The organism is Thermoanaerobacterales bacterium (assembly GCA_030019475.1).
In the GTDB taxonomy this organism is placed as follows: domain Bacteria; phylum Bacillota; class Desulfotomaculia; order Desulfotomaculales; family JASEER01; genus JASEER01.
This window is the reverse complement of sequence record JASEER010000020.1, coordinates 1-19,515: the sequence shown is the minus strand read 5'-3', so window position 1 is coordinate 19,515 and position 19,515 is coordinate 1. Positions and strand designations below refer to the sequence as shown.

20 protein-coding genes, 1 tRNA gene and 1 riboswitch are annotated in these 19,515 nt (G+C 59.3%); of the genes, 5 read left to right on the top strand and 16 right to left on the bottom strand.

The genetic code is table 11. From position 1 onward, the window contains the following. Nucleotides 1–114: 114 nt before the first annotated feature. From sat to QMC81_06805, 3 genes are all read right to left on the bottom strand, one after another. The gene (gene sat, locus QMC81_06815; protein MDI6907179.1) at nucleotides 115–1,377 is read right to left on the bottom strand and encodes a sulfate adenylyltransferase; all 1,263 of its coding nucleotides are present in this window, start codon (nucleotides 1,375–1,377) and stop codon (nucleotides 115–117) included. Between the two features lie 234 nt (nucleotides 1,378–1,611). Further along, a complete protein-coding gene (locus QMC81_06810; protein ID MDI6907178.1) occupies nucleotides 1,612–2,856 on the bottom strand; it encodes an aspartate kinase in 1,245 nt (414 codons plus the stop codon). A 69-nt stretch (nucleotides 2,857–2,925) separates the two neighbouring features. Continuing rightward, a complete protein-coding gene (locus tag QMC81_06805) occupies nucleotides 2,926–4,221 on the bottom strand; it encodes a homoserine dehydrogenase (GenBank protein MDI6907177.1) in 1,296 nt (431 codons plus the stop codon). Between the two features lie 202 nt (nucleotides 4,222–4,423). Here QMC81_06805 and QMC81_06800 point away from each other — a divergent pair, with 202 nt between their 5' ends. Further along, the gene (locus tag QMC81_06800) at nucleotides 4,424–4,636 is read left to right on the top strand and encodes a FeoA family protein (protein ID MDI6907176.1); all 213 of its coding nucleotides are present in this window, start codon (nucleotides 4,424–4,426) and stop codon (nucleotides 4,634–4,636) included. Next, nucleotides 4,636–6,450: a ferrous iron transporter B gene (locus QMC81_06795; protein MDI6907175.1), complete on the top strand. Its 1,815-nt coding sequence runs from the start codon at nucleotides 4,636–4,638 to the stop codon at nucleotides 6,448–6,450. Before QMC81_06800 ends, QMC81_06795 begins: the two co-directional genes overlap by 1 nt. A 67-nt stretch (nucleotides 6,451–6,517) precedes the next feature. On the opposite strand, the gene QMC81_06790 is transcribed toward QMC81_06795, so the two are convergent. Then, nucleotides 6,518–7,774 carry a hypothetical protein gene (locus QMC81_06790; protein ID MDI6907174.1) on the bottom strand — a complete coding sequence of 419 codons (1,257 nt, stop codon included), beginning with the start codon at nucleotides 7,772–7,774 and terminating at the stop codon, nucleotides 6,518–6,520. A gap of 298 nt (nucleotides 7,775–8,072) precedes the next feature. Next, nucleotides 8,073–9,533, bottom strand: a complete 1,461-nt coding sequence (gene guaB, locus QMC81_06785; GenBank protein ID MDI6907173.1) for an IMP dehydrogenase — start codon at nucleotides 9,531–9,533, stop codon at nucleotides 8,073–8,075. 183 nt (nucleotides 9,534–9,716) lie between these two features. Here guaB and QMC81_06780 point away from each other — a divergent pair, with 183 nt between their 5' ends. Next, entirely contained in the window at nucleotides 9,717–10,085 is a 369-nt protein-coding gene (locus QMC81_06780) for an alpha/beta-type small acid-soluble spore protein (GenBank protein MDI6907172.1), read from the top strand. Between the two features lie 46 nt (nucleotides 10,086–10,131). On the opposite strand, the gene QMC81_06775 is transcribed toward QMC81_06780, so the two are convergent. From QMC81_06775 to QMC81_06725, 11 genes are all read right to left on the bottom strand, one after another. Beyond that, nucleotides 10,132–10,359, bottom strand: coding sequence for a helix-turn-helix domain-containing protein (locus QMC81_06775; GenBank protein MDI6907171.1), 228 nt, complete (start codon nucleotides 10,357–10,359; stop codon nucleotides 10,132–10,134). A 280-nt stretch (nucleotides 10,360–10,639) separates the two neighbouring features. Next, nucleotides 10,640–11,908: a glutamate 2,3-aminomutase gene (gene eam, locus QMC81_06770; GenBank protein ID MDI6907170.1), complete on the bottom strand. Its 1,269-nt coding sequence runs from the start codon at nucleotides 11,906–11,908 to the stop codon at nucleotides 10,640–10,642. Between the two features lie 116 nt (nucleotides 11,909–12,024). Continuing rightward, nucleotides 12,025–12,164, bottom strand: a riboswitch (cyclic di-AMP (ydaO/yuaA leader). A 57-nt stretch (nucleotides 12,165–12,221) separates the two neighbouring features. Then, complete coding sequence (gene cobC, locus QMC81_06765) at nucleotides 12,222–12,842, bottom strand: alpha-ribazole phosphatase (GenBank protein ID MDI6907169.1); 621 nt, start codon at nucleotides 12,840–12,842, stop codon at nucleotides 12,222–12,224. A gap of 59 nt (nucleotides 12,843–12,901) precedes the next feature. After that, nucleotides 12,902–13,312, bottom strand: coding sequence for a DUF3842 family protein (locus QMC81_06760; GenBank protein ID MDI6907168.1), 411 nt, complete (start codon nucleotides 13,310–13,312; stop codon nucleotides 12,902–12,904). A gap of 188 nt (nucleotides 13,313–13,500) precedes the next feature. After that, a complete protein-coding gene (locus QMC81_06755; GenBank protein ID MDI6907167.1) occupies nucleotides 13,501–13,770 on the bottom strand; it encodes a translation initiation factor 2 in 270 nt (89 codons plus the stop codon). Between the two features lie 56 nt (nucleotides 13,771–13,826). After that, complete coding sequence (locus tag QMC81_06750; protein ID MDI6907166.1) at nucleotides 13,827–14,636, bottom strand: PHP domain-containing protein; 810 nt, start codon at nucleotides 14,634–14,636, stop codon at nucleotides 13,827–13,829. 11 nt (nucleotides 14,637–14,647) lie between these two features. After that, on the bottom strand, nucleotides 14,648–15,580 hold the full coding sequence (locus QMC81_06745; protein MDI6907165.1) for a dipeptidase: 933 nt from the start codon (nucleotides 15,578–15,580) through the stop codon (nucleotides 14,648–14,650). After that, nucleotides 15,580–15,840 carry a stage V sporulation protein S gene (locus QMC81_06740; protein MDI6907164.1) on the bottom strand — a complete coding sequence of 87 codons (261 nt, stop codon included), beginning with the start codon at nucleotides 15,838–15,840 and terminating at the stop codon, nucleotides 15,580–15,582. Before QMC81_06740 ends, QMC81_06745 begins: the two co-directional genes overlap by 1 nt. A 133-nt stretch (nucleotides 15,841–15,973) precedes the next feature. Then, complete coding sequence (locus QMC81_06735; GenBank protein MDI6907163.1) at nucleotides 15,974–16,759, bottom strand: TIGR00282 family metallophosphoesterase; 786 nt, start codon at nucleotides 16,757–16,759, stop codon at nucleotides 15,974–15,976. A 27-nt stretch (nucleotides 16,760–16,786) separates the two neighbouring features. Next, nucleotides 16,787–18,328: a ribonuclease Y gene (gene rny / locus QMC81_06730; protein ID MDI6907162.1), complete on the bottom strand. Its 1,542-nt coding sequence runs from the start codon at nucleotides 18,326–18,328 to the stop codon at nucleotides 16,787–16,789. A 277-nt stretch (nucleotides 18,329–18,605) separates the two neighbouring features. Further along, the gene (locus QMC81_06725) at nucleotides 18,606–18,824 is read right to left on the bottom strand and encodes a NifU family protein (GenBank protein ID MDI6907161.1); all 219 of its coding nucleotides are present in this window, start codon (nucleotides 18,822–18,824) and stop codon (nucleotides 18,606–18,608) included. 206 nt (nucleotides 18,825–19,030) lie between these two features. Between QMC81_06725 and QMC81_06720 the strand changes: the two genes are divergently transcribed. Together QMC81_06720 and QMC81_06715 are read left to right on the top strand one after the other, a co-directional pair. Beyond that, nucleotides 19,031–19,118, top strand: a tRNA-Leu gene (locus tag QMC81_06720). 165 nt (nucleotides 19,119–19,283) lie between these two features. Then, nucleotides 19,284–19,515, top strand: a 232-nt coding sequence (locus QMC81_06715) for a hypothetical protein (protein ID MDI6907160.1), incomplete at its 3' end; no start/stop codon positions are given.

Here is a 19,515-nt window from a genome sequence, read left to right as displayed (position 1 = left end):
CTTCCCGGAAGGTTTAGAAGCCGCCCCTTAAGCATAACCCATCGGTAAGCAGAAAGAAAGCACCCGCTTCGGGTCCTGCGGAGCGGGTGCCGTAGTAACAGGTTGCGGAAGCGTTTACTTCTGGCCCTCTTGAATCTTCTTGAGCATCTCGGGGGTGATGTCCTCGTATGCGCCCTTCTTAATCTCGACCTTCTCGGCGGTCTTGTAGTAGTCGCGGAGGATCGCCATGACCTCAGGCCGGCTGAACTGCTCCGGAATCGCCTCGCCTTCCTGCATCGCACGCCGGAACTTGGTGCCGGACACGACGACACGGTCCTCGGGCTTGTGCGGGCAGGTCGCCAGGGAGGCCATGCTCTCACACTTGAAGCAGTAGAAGGTCCAGTTGATCTTCATCGGGCGCAGCTCAAGGGCCCCAGGCCATAGCTCGTCGAAGATCACCTGGGCGTCAAACGGCCCGTAGTAGCTGCCGACGCCGGCGTGGTCGCGGCCGACGATCAGGTACCTGCAGCCCCAGTTCTGCCGGAAGACGGCGTGCAGCAGGGCCTCGCGCGGGCCGCCGTAACGCATCTCCATCGGGTAGACGCCGAGCTGGATACGCTCCGCCGGGAAGTAGTTCTCAACCAGGGCTTCGTAGCACTTCACGCGCGTCTCACCGGGAATGTCACCGGCCTTCAAAGCGCCGACGATAGCATGGATGAAGGCGCCGTCCACGAAACCGCTTTCCAGCGCGAACTTGACGAGGTACTCGTGCGAACGGTGCATCGGGTTCCGGGTCTGGAAGGCCACTACATTGCTCCAGCCTTTATCCTCGAAAATCTTCCGGGTCGCGGCCGGGTAGGTGTAATACTTCGGGTACTTGGCGGGATATTTACCCTCGTTCAGGATCTTGACCGGGCCGCCGAGGTTGTACTCCCCTTGGGCCATAACCTTGGCCACGCCGGGGTGCCCTTCGGCGTCGGTGGTCTTGAAGACTTCCTTACATTCGGCCTCTTTGTCAATCTGGTAAATGTCCTCGACCTTCATCGTCGCGTAAAGTTCGCCGGAGGCCTCGTCATGGAGGGCGATCTCACTACCGACTTTGATGCCGCTGGCCTGCAGGTCGTTGGCGCTTATGGAAAGGGTCACCGGCATCGGCCACATGGTTCCATCCGGAAGCTTCAGGTCATACACGCAGCCTTTCCAGGCATCCTGGTTCATGAAGCCGGGCAGCGGGGTGAAGGCGCCTATCCCGAGCATTAAGCAGTCGGAAGTCTCCCGAGAGGACATGTTGACCTTCGGCAGACCGGCCGCCCGCTTGATCTCCTCAGCACGGGCTTCTCCTTCAAGCAGCAGGGGCATGAGCACTTTTTTCGGGCCATGTGGGTTTGGAAGCGCCATCTGAAACTTTCCCTCCCAAAAAGTTAATTGATTTGTGATTTGGGGAACTTGCCGTTCCCCTCCCCTAACCCTTGTTTCAACTTTCACTATACCAAATAGAGTATGTAGCGTCAACATTCATTTCGGCAAACATAGTTTGCCTTGTCCCACCGAATCATGCCTGTATTCGTGCATGTCCCTCTAATGTTACCGCCCTAACTTGCCGTTCCCGGTAGGAGAGTCTAGTTATTTGTATCACGAAAAGAGCCCCGGATTCCGGGCCTCCGCTTCGTGCGCTAGGCGGAACCGGGCGTGCAGCAGGCGTACGGCCCGTTCCACATCCTGGAGGGCGATCACACAAGACACCTTGATCTCCGAGGTGCTGATCATCTCGATGTTGATCCCGCCGTCGGCCAGAGCCTCGAACATCGCCGCCGCCACGCCGGGAAAACTAACCATCCCGGCGCCGACGATGGACACTTTTGCCAGTCCTTCGTCATAAGTGTATCCCTTGGCGCCCACTTCGTCCTGGATGGCCTCGATGACCTTGAGCGCCCTCGACAGGTCCGTGCCGCTCACGGTGAAGGCGATATCGTTACGTCCGTCGCGCATCGCACCCTGGATAATCATGTCCACGTTGATCTTCTCGGCCGCCAAAGCCCGGAAAATGCGCGAGGCGATCCCCGGGCGGTCGTGAACGTCAAAGAGCCCGATACGGGCCACGTTGCCGTCGTGGGCGATTCCGCTTACCACCGCCGCCTGTTCCAAGTCGCTCACCTCCGTAATCAGAGTTCCCGGCCGGTCGTTAAAGCTTGAACGGACGACCAGCGGCACCGCGTAAAGCTTGGCCAACTCCACGGCGCGCGGGTGGAGGACCACCGCCCCCAGGCTGGCCAGTTCAAGCATCTCGTCATGCGAAATGCGGGCCAGTTGTCGCGCGTCAGCCACAAGACGGGGGTCCGCGGTGAACACCCCGTCGACATCGGTGTATATTTCGCAGAGATCGGCACCTAGGGCGGCGGCCAGGGCCACGGCTGTAGTGTCCGATCCCCCCCGTCCAAGAGTCGTGATCTCCTGCCCGGCATCGACCCCTTGGAAGCCGGCAACCACGGCTACCCTTCCCAAGCCTAGTTCCTTGCGTAAACGTGCCGTCTCGACGCCTGCAATACGGGCCTTGCCGAAGGTGCCGTCGGTCAGGATGCCGGCCTGGGCGCCGGTCAGGGACACAGCGTCATACCCGATGGCCTGGAGAGCCATGGTCAGCAGAGCGATCGACACCTGCTCTCCCGTCGCGAGCAGCATGTCCATCTCCCGCGTCGCCGGGTCGGACGATACTTCACGCGCCAGGGCGATGAGGTGATCGGTAGTGTCACCCATCGCCGAAACCACGACGACTACCTGGTGGCCCTCGGTACGTGTCCGGGCGACGCGCCGGGCGACGTCGGCGATGCGTCCGGCGTCGGCCACCGAGCTGCCGCCGAACTTCTGTACAACCAGCATTAGTCCATCCCACCCCCAGAAACGGCCCCGCCCCATCCCCGGGGTCAGCGGGCCGTAGTGTTAGAAAGTTCAGGCCCCGTCCACAACACGGATGACATTGAAGACCCTGTCGACCACGGGCAGTTCAGCGAGGGTCGTCAGGGCGCGATGCAGGTTCTCCTCGGCCACATCATGGGTTATCAGGACAAGTTCGGCCATCGCGCCGACCGTTTGCTTCTGAATGACCGAAGCCAGGCTCACCTGGTTTTCCCCGAAAACGAAGGCGATCTGGGCCAGGACGCCCGGCCGGTCGATGACCCGCAGGCGCAGATAGTTACGGCTCACCACACGCCCCATGGGCTTGACCGGCCGTTCCGTGAAACAGGTGCAACTGATAATCCCGGGCACCCGGTACCGGAGATTGCGGGCGGCGTCGATCACATCGGCGACCACGGCGCTCGCCGTGGGCAGTTCACCGGCGCCTCGCCCGTAGAACATGGTCTCCCCGACGGCCTCTCCCTCCACAAAGACGGCATTGAAAACATCATTCACCGCCGCCAGGGGGTGAGACTGCGGCAGAAGCGCCGGATGCACCCGTACCTCGACGCCTTCGGGCGTGTCCCGGGCGATCCCCAGCAGCTTAACCGCGTAGCCCAGTTCGGCTGCGTAGCGGATGTCCTCGGCCGTAATGCGGGTTATACCCTCGACATAGACATCGTCCAACGCGATGCGGGTGTTGAAGGCGATCGAGGCCAAAATGGCGATTTTCCGGGCGGCATCATAGCCTTCAACGTCATTGGTCGGATCGGCCTCGGCGTATCCGGCCGCCTGGGCGGCGCGCAATACGGCGTCGAACTCCGCACCCTCACGGGACATCCTGGTCAGCATGTAGTTCGTAGTCCCGTTGACGATACCCATAACCTGCCGGATACGGTCTCCCGCCAGGCATTCCTTTAATACCCTGATGATTGGAATGCCGCCCGCGACGCCGGCTTCGAAGAAGAGATCGCGCCCGTTGGCCTGCGCGGCGGCGAACAACTCCTTCCCGAAGGCGGCCATCATGTCCTTGTTCGCCGTGACTACGCTCTTCTTTTGCGAAAGGGCCTTGAGCACCAGCTCGCGCGCCAGGCCGGTGCCGCCCATGACCTCCACCACGATGTCGATTGCAGGATCGCGCAGGATGTCGTCCGCGCAGTCGGTAAGGATCCCCTCCGGGACCGCGATCCCCCGGTCCTTAAACCTGTCGCGCACCAGGACCCGGCCCACCTCCACCGGAATACCCACCCGCCGGGTGATCAACGGCGCATTATCTTGAAGAAGACGGTAAACGCCCCGGCCCACGGTACCCATTCCCAGGAGGCCGACTCTGACCTTATCTCTCTCCATCGTTCATCTCCCACTTTTAGGTTAAATCCGCTATCCCGCAAAACCAATTCCATTATATCTACAGGCTTCACCAATCTCCAGCCCATATTTGCCACACGTTATTTTACCATTGACGGAAATTGATCCCCCGGCATACAATCTGAAACGGAAGTAGAGGGAGAGCAAGATGGACAAAGTGGGGAATCACCAAACACTAGCAGATTTGAAGCCGGGACAATCCGGGACCGTAGTCGCCCTCTTAGGCGGCCAGGGCGTTACCGGGCGCCTGCAGGCGCTGGGGCTTCACCCCGGGAAGAGGGTGACCAAGGTTTCGGCAATGTTCCTGCATGGCCCGGTGGTCGTGGACCTTGAACACAGTAAGGTCGCTCTCGGACTGGGCCTGGCAAACAAGGTTGTGGTGGAGGTCGAAGGTTAGTGCGGGTACTGCTCGTCGGCAACCCCAATGTCGGCAAGAGTGTCGTCTTCGGTTGCCTGACCGGTACCCGGGTCACCTCGGGAAACTACCCCGGCTCGACCGTTGAGTTCACCCACGGGTGGATGGATCTCGGCGACCAGCGGGTTGAAGTCATTGACGTCCCCGGAATTTACAGCCTGGAACCCACCTGCGAAACCGAACAGGTGGCCGCCTCCATGCTCGAACGGGGCGACGTGATTCTCAACGTGGTTGACGCCACCAACCTGGAACGCAACCTTTACCTGACCCTGCAACTTATCGAACGGCGGCTGCCGGTCATCGTCGCCCTCAATATCTGGGACGACGCCCAGCATCGGGGCATCAAAATCAACGTCCCTCGCCTGGAGGAATTGCTCGGGGTGCCCGTCGTCCCGACCGCCGCCGTACTCTCCCAGGGCATCCGGGAGTTGATCGCCCGCCTCCCCGAGGCCCGAGTCGGCCGTCTTGAGCCCCGGACCCCGGATACCCGTTGGTCCGCCGTGGGTCGCGTCGTTTGCGCCGTACAAACCGTCACCCACCGCCACCACACATGGCTGGAAATGCTCGAAGACGCGAGCGTCCGTCCCGGTTCGGGGCTGCTGCTGGCGGCGCTGGTTATCTTCCTGGCCTTCAAAGTCATCCGCTTTATCGGCGAGGGCCTCATTAACCACGTTTTGGACCCCATCTTCAACCAATGGTATGCCCCCGTGATCAAGGCCCTGAGTTCCTTCCTCCAGGCCCACCCCCTCTGGCACCAGCTCCTGATCGGCAGCCTCGAGGGACAGGATGTCAATTTTGTTACGGCCATGGGAGTTTTGACCACCGGTCTTTACGTCCCCTTAGCTATGGTCCTCCCTTACATTCTGGCCTTCTATCTGGTTCTCGGCTTTCTTGAGGACCTCGGCTTCCTACCGCGCCTGGCAGTGCTCTTGGACTCTGTGATGCATTCCCTCGGGATGCATGGTTACGCCATTATCCCGATGATCCTGGGCTTGGGCTGCAATGTGCCGGCCGCCCTCTCCATCCGCTCCCTGGAAAGCCGCCGCCAGAAGTTTATCGCGACCACCCTGATGGTCATCGCCATCCCGTGTTTCTCGCAAACCGCGGTCGTTCTGGCCCTGGTCGGCCGTCACGGCGGGATCTACCTGGCCTACGTCTTCGCCACCCTGGTCATTATCTGGGTCGTTCTCGGCCTTCTCCTGGACCGTTTCGTCGGCGGCAGTACTCCTTCGCTCCTGATCGAGATTCCGTCTTACCGCCTGCCGCACCTTTCGGTCTTCGGTCGCAAACTCGGACTGAGGCTGCGGGAGTATCTGCTGGAGGCTGTGCCCAGCGTTATTGTGGGAATCCTCATCGTTAACCTGCTCTTCAGCCTGCACCTTATCGACAGGCTGGCCACCTTGTTTGAACCGGTGATCCACGGTCTCTTCGGCCTGCCGAAGGAATCCCTGGCCGCACTGGTCATAGGCTTCCTGCGCAAGGACGTGGCGCTCACTCTGCTCCAGCCCCTCGGATTAGAAGTTGAACAGCTTGTCGTCGCCTCCGTCCTGCTTACCGTCTACTTCCCCTGCATCGCTACCTTCGCCGTCCTGCTGCGGAACCTGGGCGGCCGGGATATGCTGCGCGCCACAGGCATTATGTTCGCCACTGCATCGGTAGCGGGCACCGGGGTCAACGCAGCCCTGCGTTGGGCCCCGTGGGCCCTGTGGGCGCTACTGATTGCGGCCTTGGCCGTCGCCCTCATCATCCACCGTACCCGGCGGGGCTCCACAACAATCTCCCCCAACTTCTCATAGAGAAGCAGAGCGGCGCGGTTATCCACACATAACCACGCCGCTGACAATCTTGTTTACAGCCCGGCCTTCAGGCCCTCCGGCGGCGGCCCCGCTCCCAGGACAATGCCCGGCTCAAGCGGAGGGCAAGCCGCACCAGCGGATGCGAAAGGTTTCGTTCAAGGAGCCGGTAGGCATCCCTGGTCCGGCTCATCTCCTGTTGCATGAACTTGATCGAACGTTGCAGGTCTTCGCCGGCCTCAAGAGCGTTCTTCAGGTCGGCTTGAAGCCGTTCAATCTCTTCCTCCAGGTGCCGTTCCCGGCGGCGGGCGGTTTCCCGCGCCTTTTCCGTTCTTTCCTTCAAGTCAATGATTTCGCCCTGCAAGGCGGCCACCCGCCCGGCCATGTCCTCCTTCAGTTCGGCCAGACGGGCCTTTGATTCACGGTATTTCTCTTTGTATTGTTGCAGTTTGGTGAACATCCCCTCCAGGCTCGCCTGAGCGTCGGACAACGCCTCCCGCACCCGGGACAGGTCTTCCTGGGTGTTACGGGCACGGGCCACCCACAGGCGGCACTGGTGCAGGATGGCCGCCGCCTTGGCCTCCAGTCTGCGCACTTGTTCCTGGTAATAGAGGATTTCTTTTTTTCGCAGTGAAAGGAGCAGGTCTTTCTCGGAAAGCTGCGCCACCATCTGTTCGTTCTGTTCGCGTGCTATGACTTGGGCTGCCAGGGCGGCGGCCGCTTCGCGCTGGGCGGCGCTCACCTCTTCCAACTCGCGCTTCAACGAGGCCAGCTTCTTCTGCCATTGTTCGCGCAGGATGTTCAGGTATTTTCTCGTAACCTCTTCATAAACCTTGTGTGCTACCTGGTTATATACCCAAACGTTTTCCCCCTGGCGCTCAAAATACGGGAACTTACAAAGGATGGCGGATATGCTGTTTTCGGCGACCTCCCGCCAGTTGTTAACCACGCTGACCACCTGAGGCAGCGACAGGCCGCCCGGGTGCAGGCGAAAGGCCTTGATGACCAGATGCTTCAACGGGTATTGGCCGGCGTCCAGTTCCCATTCGGTCAGCCCCCATGTCCCGTTGGTCAGTTGGACAAACCGCCCGTCAGAGATGAAGTTGGCCTCCTCGGCGATCATACGCCGCAGTTTCTTCTTTTTTGACTGACTGGACTTGAGAACGTCCCAGAGGCTGAGAGGTTCCTGCCGTTTCAGCAAAAGGTGGTAAAAGTGGTCGTTTTCCCGGTTACCGCCCAGATCCAGGCGCCAGAGCCTGTCCGCCTGCTGAACGAAGCAGGAATGTTGCTTCAGGCAGAGATCCACCTTTTCTTCCACCTCGGTCAATGAATAGTCCTGCAGCATTTTTCGGCGTACATATGGCGCCAGGTCTCGGGTTGAAAGGGCATCGAAGAAAAATAGGGTTCGCTTTAACACATCCGTCAGGGAGTGGAGATTGCCATCCACGCCGGTTCCTTACCCCCTTTGATTACTATATCTTCCAATTTCTAGTAAAACAGTTCGCCTCTGCCTTCTCTTTTCCTGCGAAGATCAGCCGGTTTTTTACCGTTGTTTTCTTACATCCTTCTACAGACGCGAAAAACCTCCCCGAAGGGAGGTTCCAGAGGGAGATGATTATCAGTACTTAGCGGAGGCTGTAGTTTGGTGCCTCCTTGGTGATCAGCACATCGTGCGGATGGCTTTCCCGCAGGCCCGCGGATGTGATACGGATAAACCTCGTCTTGGTCTTTAGTTCTTCGATACTGGCCACCCCGCAGTAGCCCATGCCGGCCCGCAGGCCGCCGATCAACTGGAAGATCGTTTCGGACACCGATCCACGGTGGGGTACGCGGCCCTCGACACCTTCCGGCACCAGCTTGGCACCTGCGTTTTCCTGGAAGTAGCGGTCACCGCTGCCTTCCTTCATGGCCCCCAGGGAACCCATCCCCCGGTATACCTTATAGCTCCGGCCCTGATAGATCTCGATCTCCCCGGGGCTTTCATCGGTTCCGGCCAGAAGACTTCCCAGCATCACCACGTCGGCCCCGGCGGCGATGGCCTTCACAACATCGCCCGAGTATTTGATCCCCCCGTCGGCAATGATCGGAACGCCGTGTTCGCGGGCCGCACGGTGGCAGTCATAGATGGCCGTGATCTGTGGAACGCCGATCCCGGCGATAACCCGGGTGGTGCAAATCGACCCGGGCCCGATCCCGACCTTGACGGCGTCGGCCCCCGCCGCGATAAGGTCCCGTGTAGCCGCCGCGGTCGCTACGTTTCCGGCGATAACCGCCACTTCCGGATACTTGCGTTTGATGGCCCGCAACGCTTGCAGGACTCGCAATGAATGGCCGTGGGCGGTATCCATAACAATGACGTCCGTCTGGGCCCGGACCAGGGCGTCCACCCGGATCATGAAGTCCTGGGCGACGCCGACGGCGGCGGCGACCCGCAGCCGCCCGTGGCGGTCCTTGGCCGCGTTCGGATACTTATGCGCCTTTTCGATATCCTTGATGGTGATCAGGCCGCGAAGTCGGAATTCCTGATCGACGAGGGGCAGCTTCTCGATCTTGTACCGCCGCAGGATCCCCTTTGCTTCTTCCAGGGTAGTTCCCACGGGTGCCGTAATCAGATTTTCCTTCGTCATAACATTGCCGATAGGCTGGTCAAAGTTGGTCTCAAAGCGAATATCGCGGTTGGTGATAATTCCCACCAACCGGCCGTTCTCCGTAATCGGTACGCCCGATATACGGTAACGCTCCATCAGCATGGTAGCCTCGCGAATCGAATTGTCCGGCGCTAGGTAAATCGGGTCGGTAATTACGCCGTGCTCCGAGCGCTTGACCTTGTCCACCTCGAGGGCCTGTTTTTCGACAGACATGTTTTTGTGGATCACCCCGATGCCGCCCTCGCGGGCCATAGCGATGGCCATGCGTGCCTCCGTGACGGTGTCCATTCCCGCGCTCATAATGGGAATGTTCAGTCCAATTTCGCGGGTCAGCCTGGTGTTTGTCTCCACATCCCGCGGCAAGACTTCGGAAGCCGCAGGCACCAGTAAGACGTCGTCGAATGTCAGCCCTTCGCCGGCGAACTTGGCGTCATCCATCTCGCTCGTGCCACCCCTTTTCCGATAATGCAGAAATTATAGCATAGCGCTTAACAGGTGCCAACCGCAATTACCGGTACTAAAAATTCTTAGAATAGTACAAAAAATCCGGGCATCGTTTAACCCGGAATGGAAACACTATGAACAGTTAATTAAATAACGTTGGTCCAAGGGGGGATTCAATTGGCCCGTAATGAAAACCTGGTGGCCGGTGCCAAGGCTGCCCTGGACCGGTTAAAATTCGAAGTAGCCGGCGAGTTGGGGTTTCCCTTCTCCGATAAGCTGGCCTACGAGATGGCCGGGGAATTAACCGGCCCTGCGCCCCCGGTACCCAGCCTGACCCCTGAAAACTATCGCCAGGTGCTGGACCGAATGAAATACGAGGTGGCCGAGGAGTTGGGTCTCGGAGCCCAGATTCGTGACGGTTACTGGGGAGAGCTGTCCTCGGCCGCCTGCGGCGCCGTCGGAGGCCGCCTCGGCGGGAAACTCGGCGGCAACATGGTACGCAAAATGGTCGCCTTCGCGGAACAGTATATGCAGGGCCGGGCTTAGGATAGGTCAGGTTCGCGATAGGCCGGATTTTCCGGCCTTTTTTATGTCAGTCCCGGCCTTGTACCGAATCCACCCCGAAGCGTATAAACTGTTCCCGCAAGTTACTGATTACTGCAACAGGAACATTAAACTGCTTTGCCATATCCCCGTCGCTACGGTTTCCCCTTAACCCTTCAATAAAGGCATCAAAGTCTATGCCGACCTCATCCGTTTTCAGTTTTAAACTCGCCTGGGAACTCCACGGCACCCTGCTCCAAGTCTCTTTATCCGCCACGGCTTTTCCTCCTACCCGGTGATACTGTTATGCTTCTCCTCCGAAGTTTCTTTTAATTCCCGGGCCTCAAATCTCCGCAGCCAATATCTCACGCAGGAGAACCACCGTCAACACCCGCAGCCGGTACTGAACATCGCCGCCCTTACCATCCTGCCGTTAATGATTTCAGGAACCGTTCAGGCCGCTATAACCGGCCCCCGCTCCATAGGTGTCCTGGCCTGAAGACCGAAAAAGGCCGGGGCCTGCAATGCCGCAGAACCCGGCCGGGGTGTATTCGGCTTTAACCACCGTCCCGGTTAGGGTAGGTAATTATGCGGTTCTCCCACGTGCGCAAAGTCACCTTGCCCGGCCCGCGTTCAAGGATATAGGTCGGGGTCACCGGCGTTTTACCGTAACCGTCAGGGGCATTGATAATATAGGTCGGGACCGCCAACCCGGAGGTGTAACCCCGCAACTGATCCATAATCTTCAGTCCCTCGTCCACGGAAGTAATAAAGTGCCGGGTGCCTCTGACCTGTTTGGCGTGAAAAATGTAATAGGGCCGGACACGGATGCGGAGCAGCTCCTGGTTCAGTTTCCGCATGACAAAGGGGTCGTTGTTAACATTCTTAAGCAAGACCGCCTGGTTGCCCAATACCACCCCCGCCTTGATCAACCGGTCACATGCGCGGGCGGCGTCTTCAGTAACCTCCAGAGGGTGATTGAACTGGGTGTTGATGTAAATCGGCGGGTATTGGGCCAGGACGGCGCACAGATCGTCGGTGATGCGCTGCGGCATGGTGACAATGGTCCTTGTCCCCAGGCGCTTGATTTCAACATGAGGAATGGCGTGCAGTTCCCCTAAAAGCCAATCCAGTTGGCGGTCTGAAAGCAACAGGGCGTCGCCGCCGGTGACCAGCACGTCCCGGATTTCAGGGTTCTGCCGAATATACTCCAGGGCCGCCTCGATCACCGCCCGTGGCTTGTGACGGTCGACCTCGCCGATATTTCGGCGCCTCTGGCAATGGCGGCAGTACATTGCACACATATTGGTGACGTTGATGATTAAACGGTCAGGGTAACGGCGGGTAATGCCGGGCACCGGAGATGTGAACTCCTCACCCATTGGATCAAGCTTTCCCCCCGTATCACGCAGTTCCTCGATGGACGGAATGGCCTGACGCCAGACGGGACTGCCCGGCCCCGCGGCGGCGACAAGGGTTGCATAGTAGGGTGAGACCGACCAACGGTATTGCGCACCGACCTTCTCAATTTCAGCGAGATCGGTCACGGGCACGCCGGTCGCAAGAGCCAAAGCGTCCACGGTATGCAGGCGGTTTTTCATTTGCCAGTGCCAATCCGCCCACTCCTCATTCGTGGCCCCCAGGATTCTCATCAGTCGTTCTTTTTCGGCCGTAATGCATTCGGCCCAACTGAAGCCCGTAGGCACGCTATCCCGAACGGCCAGATAGTCGGCGATACGGGCCTTGAGTTCACGGGCCCGGCCCAGAGCGACTTTTCGCTTTTCCTCCGGGGGTAACCCCTGCGAACCGATACGGTAAGTTGCCATGTGATCATCTCCTTTTCGCGGGCTTTGTGTCCCCCCGGAAACGAACACTCCGGAGAGGATCGTCCTTCTCCGGAGCGCGCAGAATCTTAGCCAAGGATGCGGCAAGAGCCGCCTGCTTGTTTTTCTTTCTACGCTTACGAGGTTAGCTGACGGGTTCGGATTGAAAGATAACCCTACCCGGCGCCTTCAAGCCGGGACTCACCCCAAAAGTTGGTTCCCCCGTTTCCCACACCGGAGAATTAAGCGTTAGGTCAATATTTAATTAAGTTTATTGTAAGCCATAACTGAGATAATGTCAATAACCTACATGCCATTATGTGGAAGCTAAAAGGTGGCTGGTATCGTTGAAGAGAAGGAGAACCGCACGATCACCATCCTGGACCTCCAGCAGGTTCAGCGCGGCATTATCCTGCCGCAGGCGCCAGTACTCGTTCAGATCCATGCGGATCAGTCTCCCAATGACGGCCCGAATAGTCCCGCCGTGGGAAGCCACTACCACCGTCCCGCCCGGATGCCTCCGGGCCGTTCCCAACAGGTAGCTTACGGCCCGGTCCGCGACCTCGGCCAGCGTCTCCCCTCCCGGAAGGCGTGTCCCCACCGGATTCGACCACCATTCCCGGGACACATCCGGGAAACGTAACCTGATCTCATCGCGCGTCAGGCCTTCCCAAGCCCCGAAGTTGATTTCCCTCAAAGACCTGTCGATCTGGACGGGCAATCCGTGCACGGCAGCGATAGCCTCAGCCGTCACCCTGGCACGCTGCAGGTCGCTGCTGTAAACGGCATCGATCCGCTCCGACGACAGTCTCCGGGCCACCGCCCGGGCCTGGGTGTAGCCTTTTTCGTTTAACGGAATGTCGGCGTGCCCTTGGTAACGCATAGCGTGATTCCACAGGGTCTCCCCATGCCGCACCAAATAAATCCGGCAGCCCATTCCCTTCTCCCCCGTAAAAAATAATACCCCAGCCGGTTCGGCTGGGGGACAGTGTGGGCCTATCCGGCAAACCTCTTGAGCTTTTGAACCAATTCATCAACGAGGTGGGGTAACGGTTCGGCGCGCACCCCTACCAGTTCAATTCCGCCGCGTACCAGCGGAACGAGGATTTTCGGCGCGGGGCTGGCAACGATCGCTTCCGCCATACGGGGCGTGACTTCGCCAAGCATAGCGTTTGGCAAGACAATACTTACGGGCCCGACAATCGCATCCACACGGCCCACGTTGTAGACGACGGCATTTTCCCCGCTCGCGCCGTCATTAGCACCCGCCTTCAACATCACCGACGTCGCGAGGGCATTCGTCCCCAAGGCCAGGATCTCAAGGTCTTCGGGCAGACACTTCCGGAGCTTCTCAGTAATATGCTTACCGATCCCCCCGCCCTGTCCGTCGATGACGGCTATGCGCACGGGCAACCTCTCTCCCTGTCAGGGAAAACCCTTTATCCAGTTCTCGAGAGTTTCCCCCATCGTTCCTGGCTTCTGATTATAACATACGGGGAGGTCAAAAAAAAGGAGACCGTCTTTCGCCTCCCATCTTTCACCAGGCACCTATTTCCAATATTCCCAGGCTGTGCATATTTATGTGGATAATGGGTTCAACCCCCCGATTCCCGCCCCGTGTAAACCCTTAGTTTGCTTTCCAGTTCGATGATCTGTCGGTTCTTCTGTAAAAGGTTCTGGGCGAATTGTAGATTGGTACGGTGCAGCCGTTTGTTTTCCCTTTCCAGCCGTTGCACAAAGACCGTCTTTTCCTGCTCCATGCGCTCCAACAAGTGCATCAGTACCCGGCGGCTTAGCCGCAGCTGGAGCAACTTATCCTCCAGTTCCTGAACCCGGCGCTCGAGGTCGCGAACGTCCCTCTGCATTCACGTCCCTCCAGAAGTCTAGCTTTGGTTTATAGTTTATGCCAGGAGGGGCAAATTTAGACCCTCCGTAGCCTGCGCAGGGCCTGGACGGCGGCGTAGGGAACCGAGACCTCCCCCAGGGCCGCATGGTACCCTTCCCCATGGAAATCAGACCCACCGGTGACCACCAGACCGTATCGCTCTGCCAGCGCCAGGTAATGTTTGGTTCTATCCTCGTCGTGTTCGGGGTGATAGGCCTCAACCCCGGCCAACCCAGCGGCAAGGAGTTCCGGTAGGATACGGTCATCCCCGATCGTCCCAGGATGGGCGAGCACCGGTACACCTCCAACCCGGGCAATCGATTGGACCGCTTCGGCGGGGTGCAGTCTTGCACGGGGCACATAGGCCGGCCCCCCTCGCCCGATAAAGCGGTCAAAGGCCTCCCGCATGTCGGCCACCGCTCCCGCAGCCACCAGGGCCGCGGCTACGTGCGGCCGGCCGACGCTCCCCTGGCCGGCCCGGGCCATGACGTCGGAAACACGGATCGCGATCCCTAAAGCGTTGAGTTTTTCCACCATCCGGATGACCCGCCGGACCCGTGCCTCCGCCCTGTCTTTCAGAAGTGCAATGAACTGCGGCTCAAGCCTCGGATAATAGCCCAGGACATGCACCTCGCGCCCGCTGTAATCAGTATTGATTTCCACTCCGGGCACCACAACAAGGGGTGATCCGGCCGCGGCCTCCCGGGCCTCCTGCAAACCGGCGACGGTATCGTGGTCGGTAATCGCGATGGCCCCCAATCCAAGGACCAAGGCCCGCCGCACTACGCCGGCGGGGGACTCGCTCCCGTCGGAGGCGGTGGTATGAACATGCAGGTCGGCTAACACGCAATCATCCTTTAGCGCAACACATCGCCAATAAGGTGCATAAAATTCCCGCCCAGCACCTTGTCAACCACGGCCGGGGTCAAACCGCGGGCCACCAGCGCCTCCGGAATACGCCCGAGGGCCGAAGCGTCCGGGAGGCCCGCTAAAGAACCGTCAAAACCGTCGAAGTCAGACCCCAGGCCGGGGCACTCCTCTCCGCCCACCCGCAGGACGTGAACGATGTGGTCCACGAGCCGGTCTAAGTCCGGGGCTTGACGGTCCACGAAGTCGGGAACGAAGGTGATCCCGACGACACCCCCTCTATCGGCCAGGGCGCGGATCTGTTCGTCCGTCAGGTTCCGGGGGTGGTCACAAAGGGCGCGGCAGTTGGCGTGGGATGCCGTTACCGGGACCCGGGACTCGCGGAGCACATCCCAGAACCCGGGCTCGGCCAGGTGGCTGACATCGATCAGCATCCCCAGGTCGTTCATCGCCTCGATTACCGAAAGACCGAAGCGTGAAAGGCCGCCTGCCCGGTCCCCTTCTCCGACACCGTCGGCCAGATCGTTCCTGGCATTCCAGGTGAGGGTCAGGGCGCGGACCCCCAGCCGGTAAAGGGTACGCAAATTGACCAGGTCCCCTTCCAGGGCTTCGCCGCCTTCGACGCTGATAATGCCCGCCACCTTACCCGCCCCGATGGCGGCCTGGATTTCGGCGGCATTGGTGGTTAAGGATATCTCCGGGGAAGGAAGAACCAGGCGGTGAAAGGCATCGAGAAGAGCCAGGGTGCGGGCCATGCCCCGGTGCCGAAAACGGGGGTGCACGAAGGCCGCAAAAAACTGCACCTTGATCCCCCCTTTAAGAAGGCGCGAGAGATCAAGGTGACCGTCAGGGATATCCTCGGCGAAGGAGCATTCCCTTTCAAGCAGCCGGGTCAGGGTATCGCAATGGGCGTCAACAATCATCACCGCGGTTCAACAATGAGCTTGATAGCCGTCCTTTCCTCTCCATCAATCATTATGTCCGTGAACGCGGGAATACAGATCAGGTCCATTCCGCTCGGTGCCACAAACCCTCTGGCAATCGCTATAGCCTTTACAGCCTGATTAATAGCACCGGCCCCGATGGCCTGTAGCTCGGCGCTGCCCCTCTCCCGCAGCACCCCCGCCAGAGCACCGGCCACGGAGTTAGGGTTAGACTTTGCTGAAACCTTTAAGACGTCCATCCCTGTGACCTCCCTTTGAGCAGCGATCAATGTCTGATGCAATCTGTTGCCATTCCTATTTCGCCGGGAGTCACAAAATTCCTTTGCCACGGATGGAAAATTTTAAAAGAACTGCCGATACCATTCAACCCTCTTAATATTCTTCCCACAGGTTGATCCTCGTAATTCCGAGCGCTTTGCCGCTTTCATCTTCGGCAGTGATAACCACGGCATTAAACTGGCGGGGGCCGGTGGCCGTCTCAAACTTCTGGGGAAGCTGGCGCACGAATTTCTCGATCACGATCTCCCTTTTTACGCCGATGACCGAGTCCCTCGGTCCTGTCATCCCCAGATCGGTGATATAGGCCGTTCCACCGGGCAAAATGCGCTCGTCGGCGGTCTGGACGTGGGTGTGGGTCCCAAGGACCGCGGTAACCCGCCCGTCCAGGTGCCAGCCCAGGGCCACCTTTTCCGACGTGGCCTCAGCATGGAAGTCAATCACCACCAGCTTTGTAATGCGGCGCATCTCATCAACTATTTCATCAGCCCTGCGGAAAGGACAATCCAGGGCAGGCATAAAAACACGGCCCGACAGGTTGCCGATGGCAACCTTCGGGCCGCGAACAGTCGGGTAGATGCCGAAGGGCAAGCCGGGAGTCCCCGGCGGGTAGTTCGCCGGACGCACAATCCGCGGCTCCCGGTCAATGAAACCGAGAACTTCTCTCTTGTCCCAGACGTGGTTACCCATCGTCAGGACATCCACGCCACAAGCAAAAAGTTCCTGCGCCGTTTCCCGGGTTATGCCGTTGCCACCGGCGACGTTCTCCCCGTTGGCAATCACGAGGTCAATTCCGTGATCGGCCTTGAGGCCGGGCAGCCATTCCCGAACCGCACGGCGTCCGGGACGACCTACCACATCCCCAATGACCAGCAAACGCACCACGGTCACCATCCGCTCCCCGGTACTCTATTTGGCGTACTCGACAACCCGGGTCTCCCTAATAATGACGACCTTGATCTGGCCCGGGTATTCGAGTTCATTTTCCACCTTGCGAGCAATGTCCCGGACCAGGCGTACCGCTCCGAGGTCATCGACCTTGTCGGGCTTGACCATGATGCGGATTTCGCGCCCGGCCTGGATAGCATAGGCCTTATCCACTCCTGGGAAAGAGTTGGCAATTTCCTCTAGCTTCGTGAGTCGCTTAATATAGGCCTCAAGAGTCTCACGGCGTGCTCCCGGACGGGCGGCCGAAATGGCGTCTGCCGCCTGAACGAGAACCGCTTCCACCGTTTGAGGTTCCTCGTCGCCATGGTGCGCGGCGATGGCATGCACCACCTCGGGGCTCTCCTGGTACTTGCGTGCCAGGTCTACGCCGATGGCCACGTGCGGTCCCTCAACCTCGTGGTCCACCGACTTGCCGATGTCGTGCAGCAACCCCGCTCGTTTGGCGAGTTTTTCATCGGCACCCAGCTCGGCGGCCATAAGGCCGGCTAGATGTGCCACTTCCACCGAATGCTTCAAGACATTTTGACCGTAACTGGTACGGTACTTCAGCCGCCCCAGCAGTCTGACGACGTCGGGGTGCAGCCCGTGGACATTGACCTCGAAAGCGGCCTGTTCGCCGGCCTCCCGGATCTGCACGTCCATCTCCTTGCGGGCCTTCTCCACCATCTCCTCAATGCGGGCGGGGTGAATGCGGCCGTCCGCGATCAACCGCTCCAGGGCCATGCGCGCGGTTTCCCTTCGGATGGGATCAAACCCGGAAAGGATTACCGCTTCCGGCGTATCATCAATAATCAGGTCCACTCCGGTGAGGGTTTCAAACGCCCGGATGTTTCGGCCCTCCCGCCCGATAATCCGACCCTTCATTTCGTCGTTGGGCAACGAGATTACGGCTACCGTCGACTCGGCCACGTGATCGGCGGCACAACGCTGGATGGCAAGGGAAATAATGTCCCGCGCGCGCCGTTCCGCTTCGTCCCGCGCTTTTTGTTCCAGTTCCTTGATCAGGAGCGCCGTCTCATGCTGCATTTCCTGCTCCACGTCGCGCAGGAGAATGGCCCGTGCCTCCTCGGTCGTAAGCCCGGATATGCGCTCCAGCTCCTGGACCTGCTTCTGGTACAGAGCCTGGAGTTCATCCTTCTTGGCCGCCAGTTCCGTCTCCTTGCGGTTCAAGTTCTCTTCTTTTTTCTCTAACCCCTCGATCTTGCGATCCAGGGTTTCCTCCTTTTGCAGAAGACGGCGTTCGAGGCGCTGTAATTCGGAGCGGCGTTCACGATGTTCGCGTTCGACCTCGTTCCGGAAGCGGAGAACCTCTTCCTTGGCTTCCACGAGAGCTTCACGTTTCTTCCCCTCGGCCTCGCGGGCCGCATCCTCCAGTATTTGTCGCGCCTTCTCCTCGGCCGCGCCGATTTTGGCCTCCGACAGCGCCCGCCGGCTCAGGTAACCCAAACCAAAGGCCACCAGCGCCGTAACCAGGGCAATCAAAATAACCGTACTGTTTTCCATGGTTCACCTCCTTTCTACATCCTGCGGCAAACAAATAATAAAAAAACCGAGGCAGCCTCGGTCGAAAAAGAATTGACATCCAGAACAAGAGGACTCAGTGAATCCTCTCACGGCCCATATTGGGTTTTGATCTATTAAAAACCACCAATGGTCTTGATGCCAATTCTATTTTCTCCCAAAGATATTTTATAGACTTATCCATCCCGTGTCAAGCAATGTCGCAGTCCCCGGAGCGGAAGGCTCCGTACGCTGATACGGAGCCTTCTCTTAGAATCCTCTAAACCTGTACCACTGCCTTAACCTCTGGAATAGCTTGTTTGAGCGACCGCTCAATACCCTGGCGCAAGGTCCAGGTGGCCATTCCTCAGCCGCTGCAGGCTCCTTTCAGGCGAACCTTGACCACACCGTCAACGACATCGACCAGTTCCACGTCCCCGCCGTCACGCTGGAGATACGGTCGCACCTGCTGCAGGACTTCCTCCACCTTTTGCTTCAACATATACGCCCTCCTCGCACGAAACCTGGCTGTCAATGGCCTTATGCGGTATTCTACCTGCTACAGGTATCCCTGACAACCAACAAACCCGAAAAAGCGGGGGTGTAACCAGGAAGCGCTCTCCCGGAAGGGGCGAAAGCCGTGACGGCGTGCCGGCCCCTTGTTCTCCCGGCTCCGCTATGCTATAATTTTTTTGCGCTATCCACGCCGAAGTGGCGGAATTGGCAGACGCGGCGGACTCAAAATCCGTTGGGCTAACCACCCGTGGGGGTTCGACTCCCCCCTTCGGCACCAGGAAAATCAAGGCTTCCCGGCTGCGGGAGGCCTTTTTGGTGTGTCCAAACGCGCGCCCTGGGTCATGTTCCGGTCAACGCCGCTTCAAGCCGCCATCGCCAGGCACTTTTCGGTATCCGCACCATATGATGGACTGTAGTAACCGAAAAGAAAGGAGTGTCCGGCATGTCCACGAAGGAAGCTCCCGAAAACCCGTCCCCGGAAATCCCGGAAGCGGAACAGATCCGCTACCGCGTGTCCTGGATGGCCGAGCCCTTTGTCAAACTCCCCGGCCCCTACCGCCCGCCGCAGGTCAGCGGACCAAACATCCCCCTGGCGGCAATGCTTATGCGCCTTTGGGCCGGCCCGAACAGTGAACTGACCCAGACCCTGCAACTCCATAAGCCAGAATTGCGAC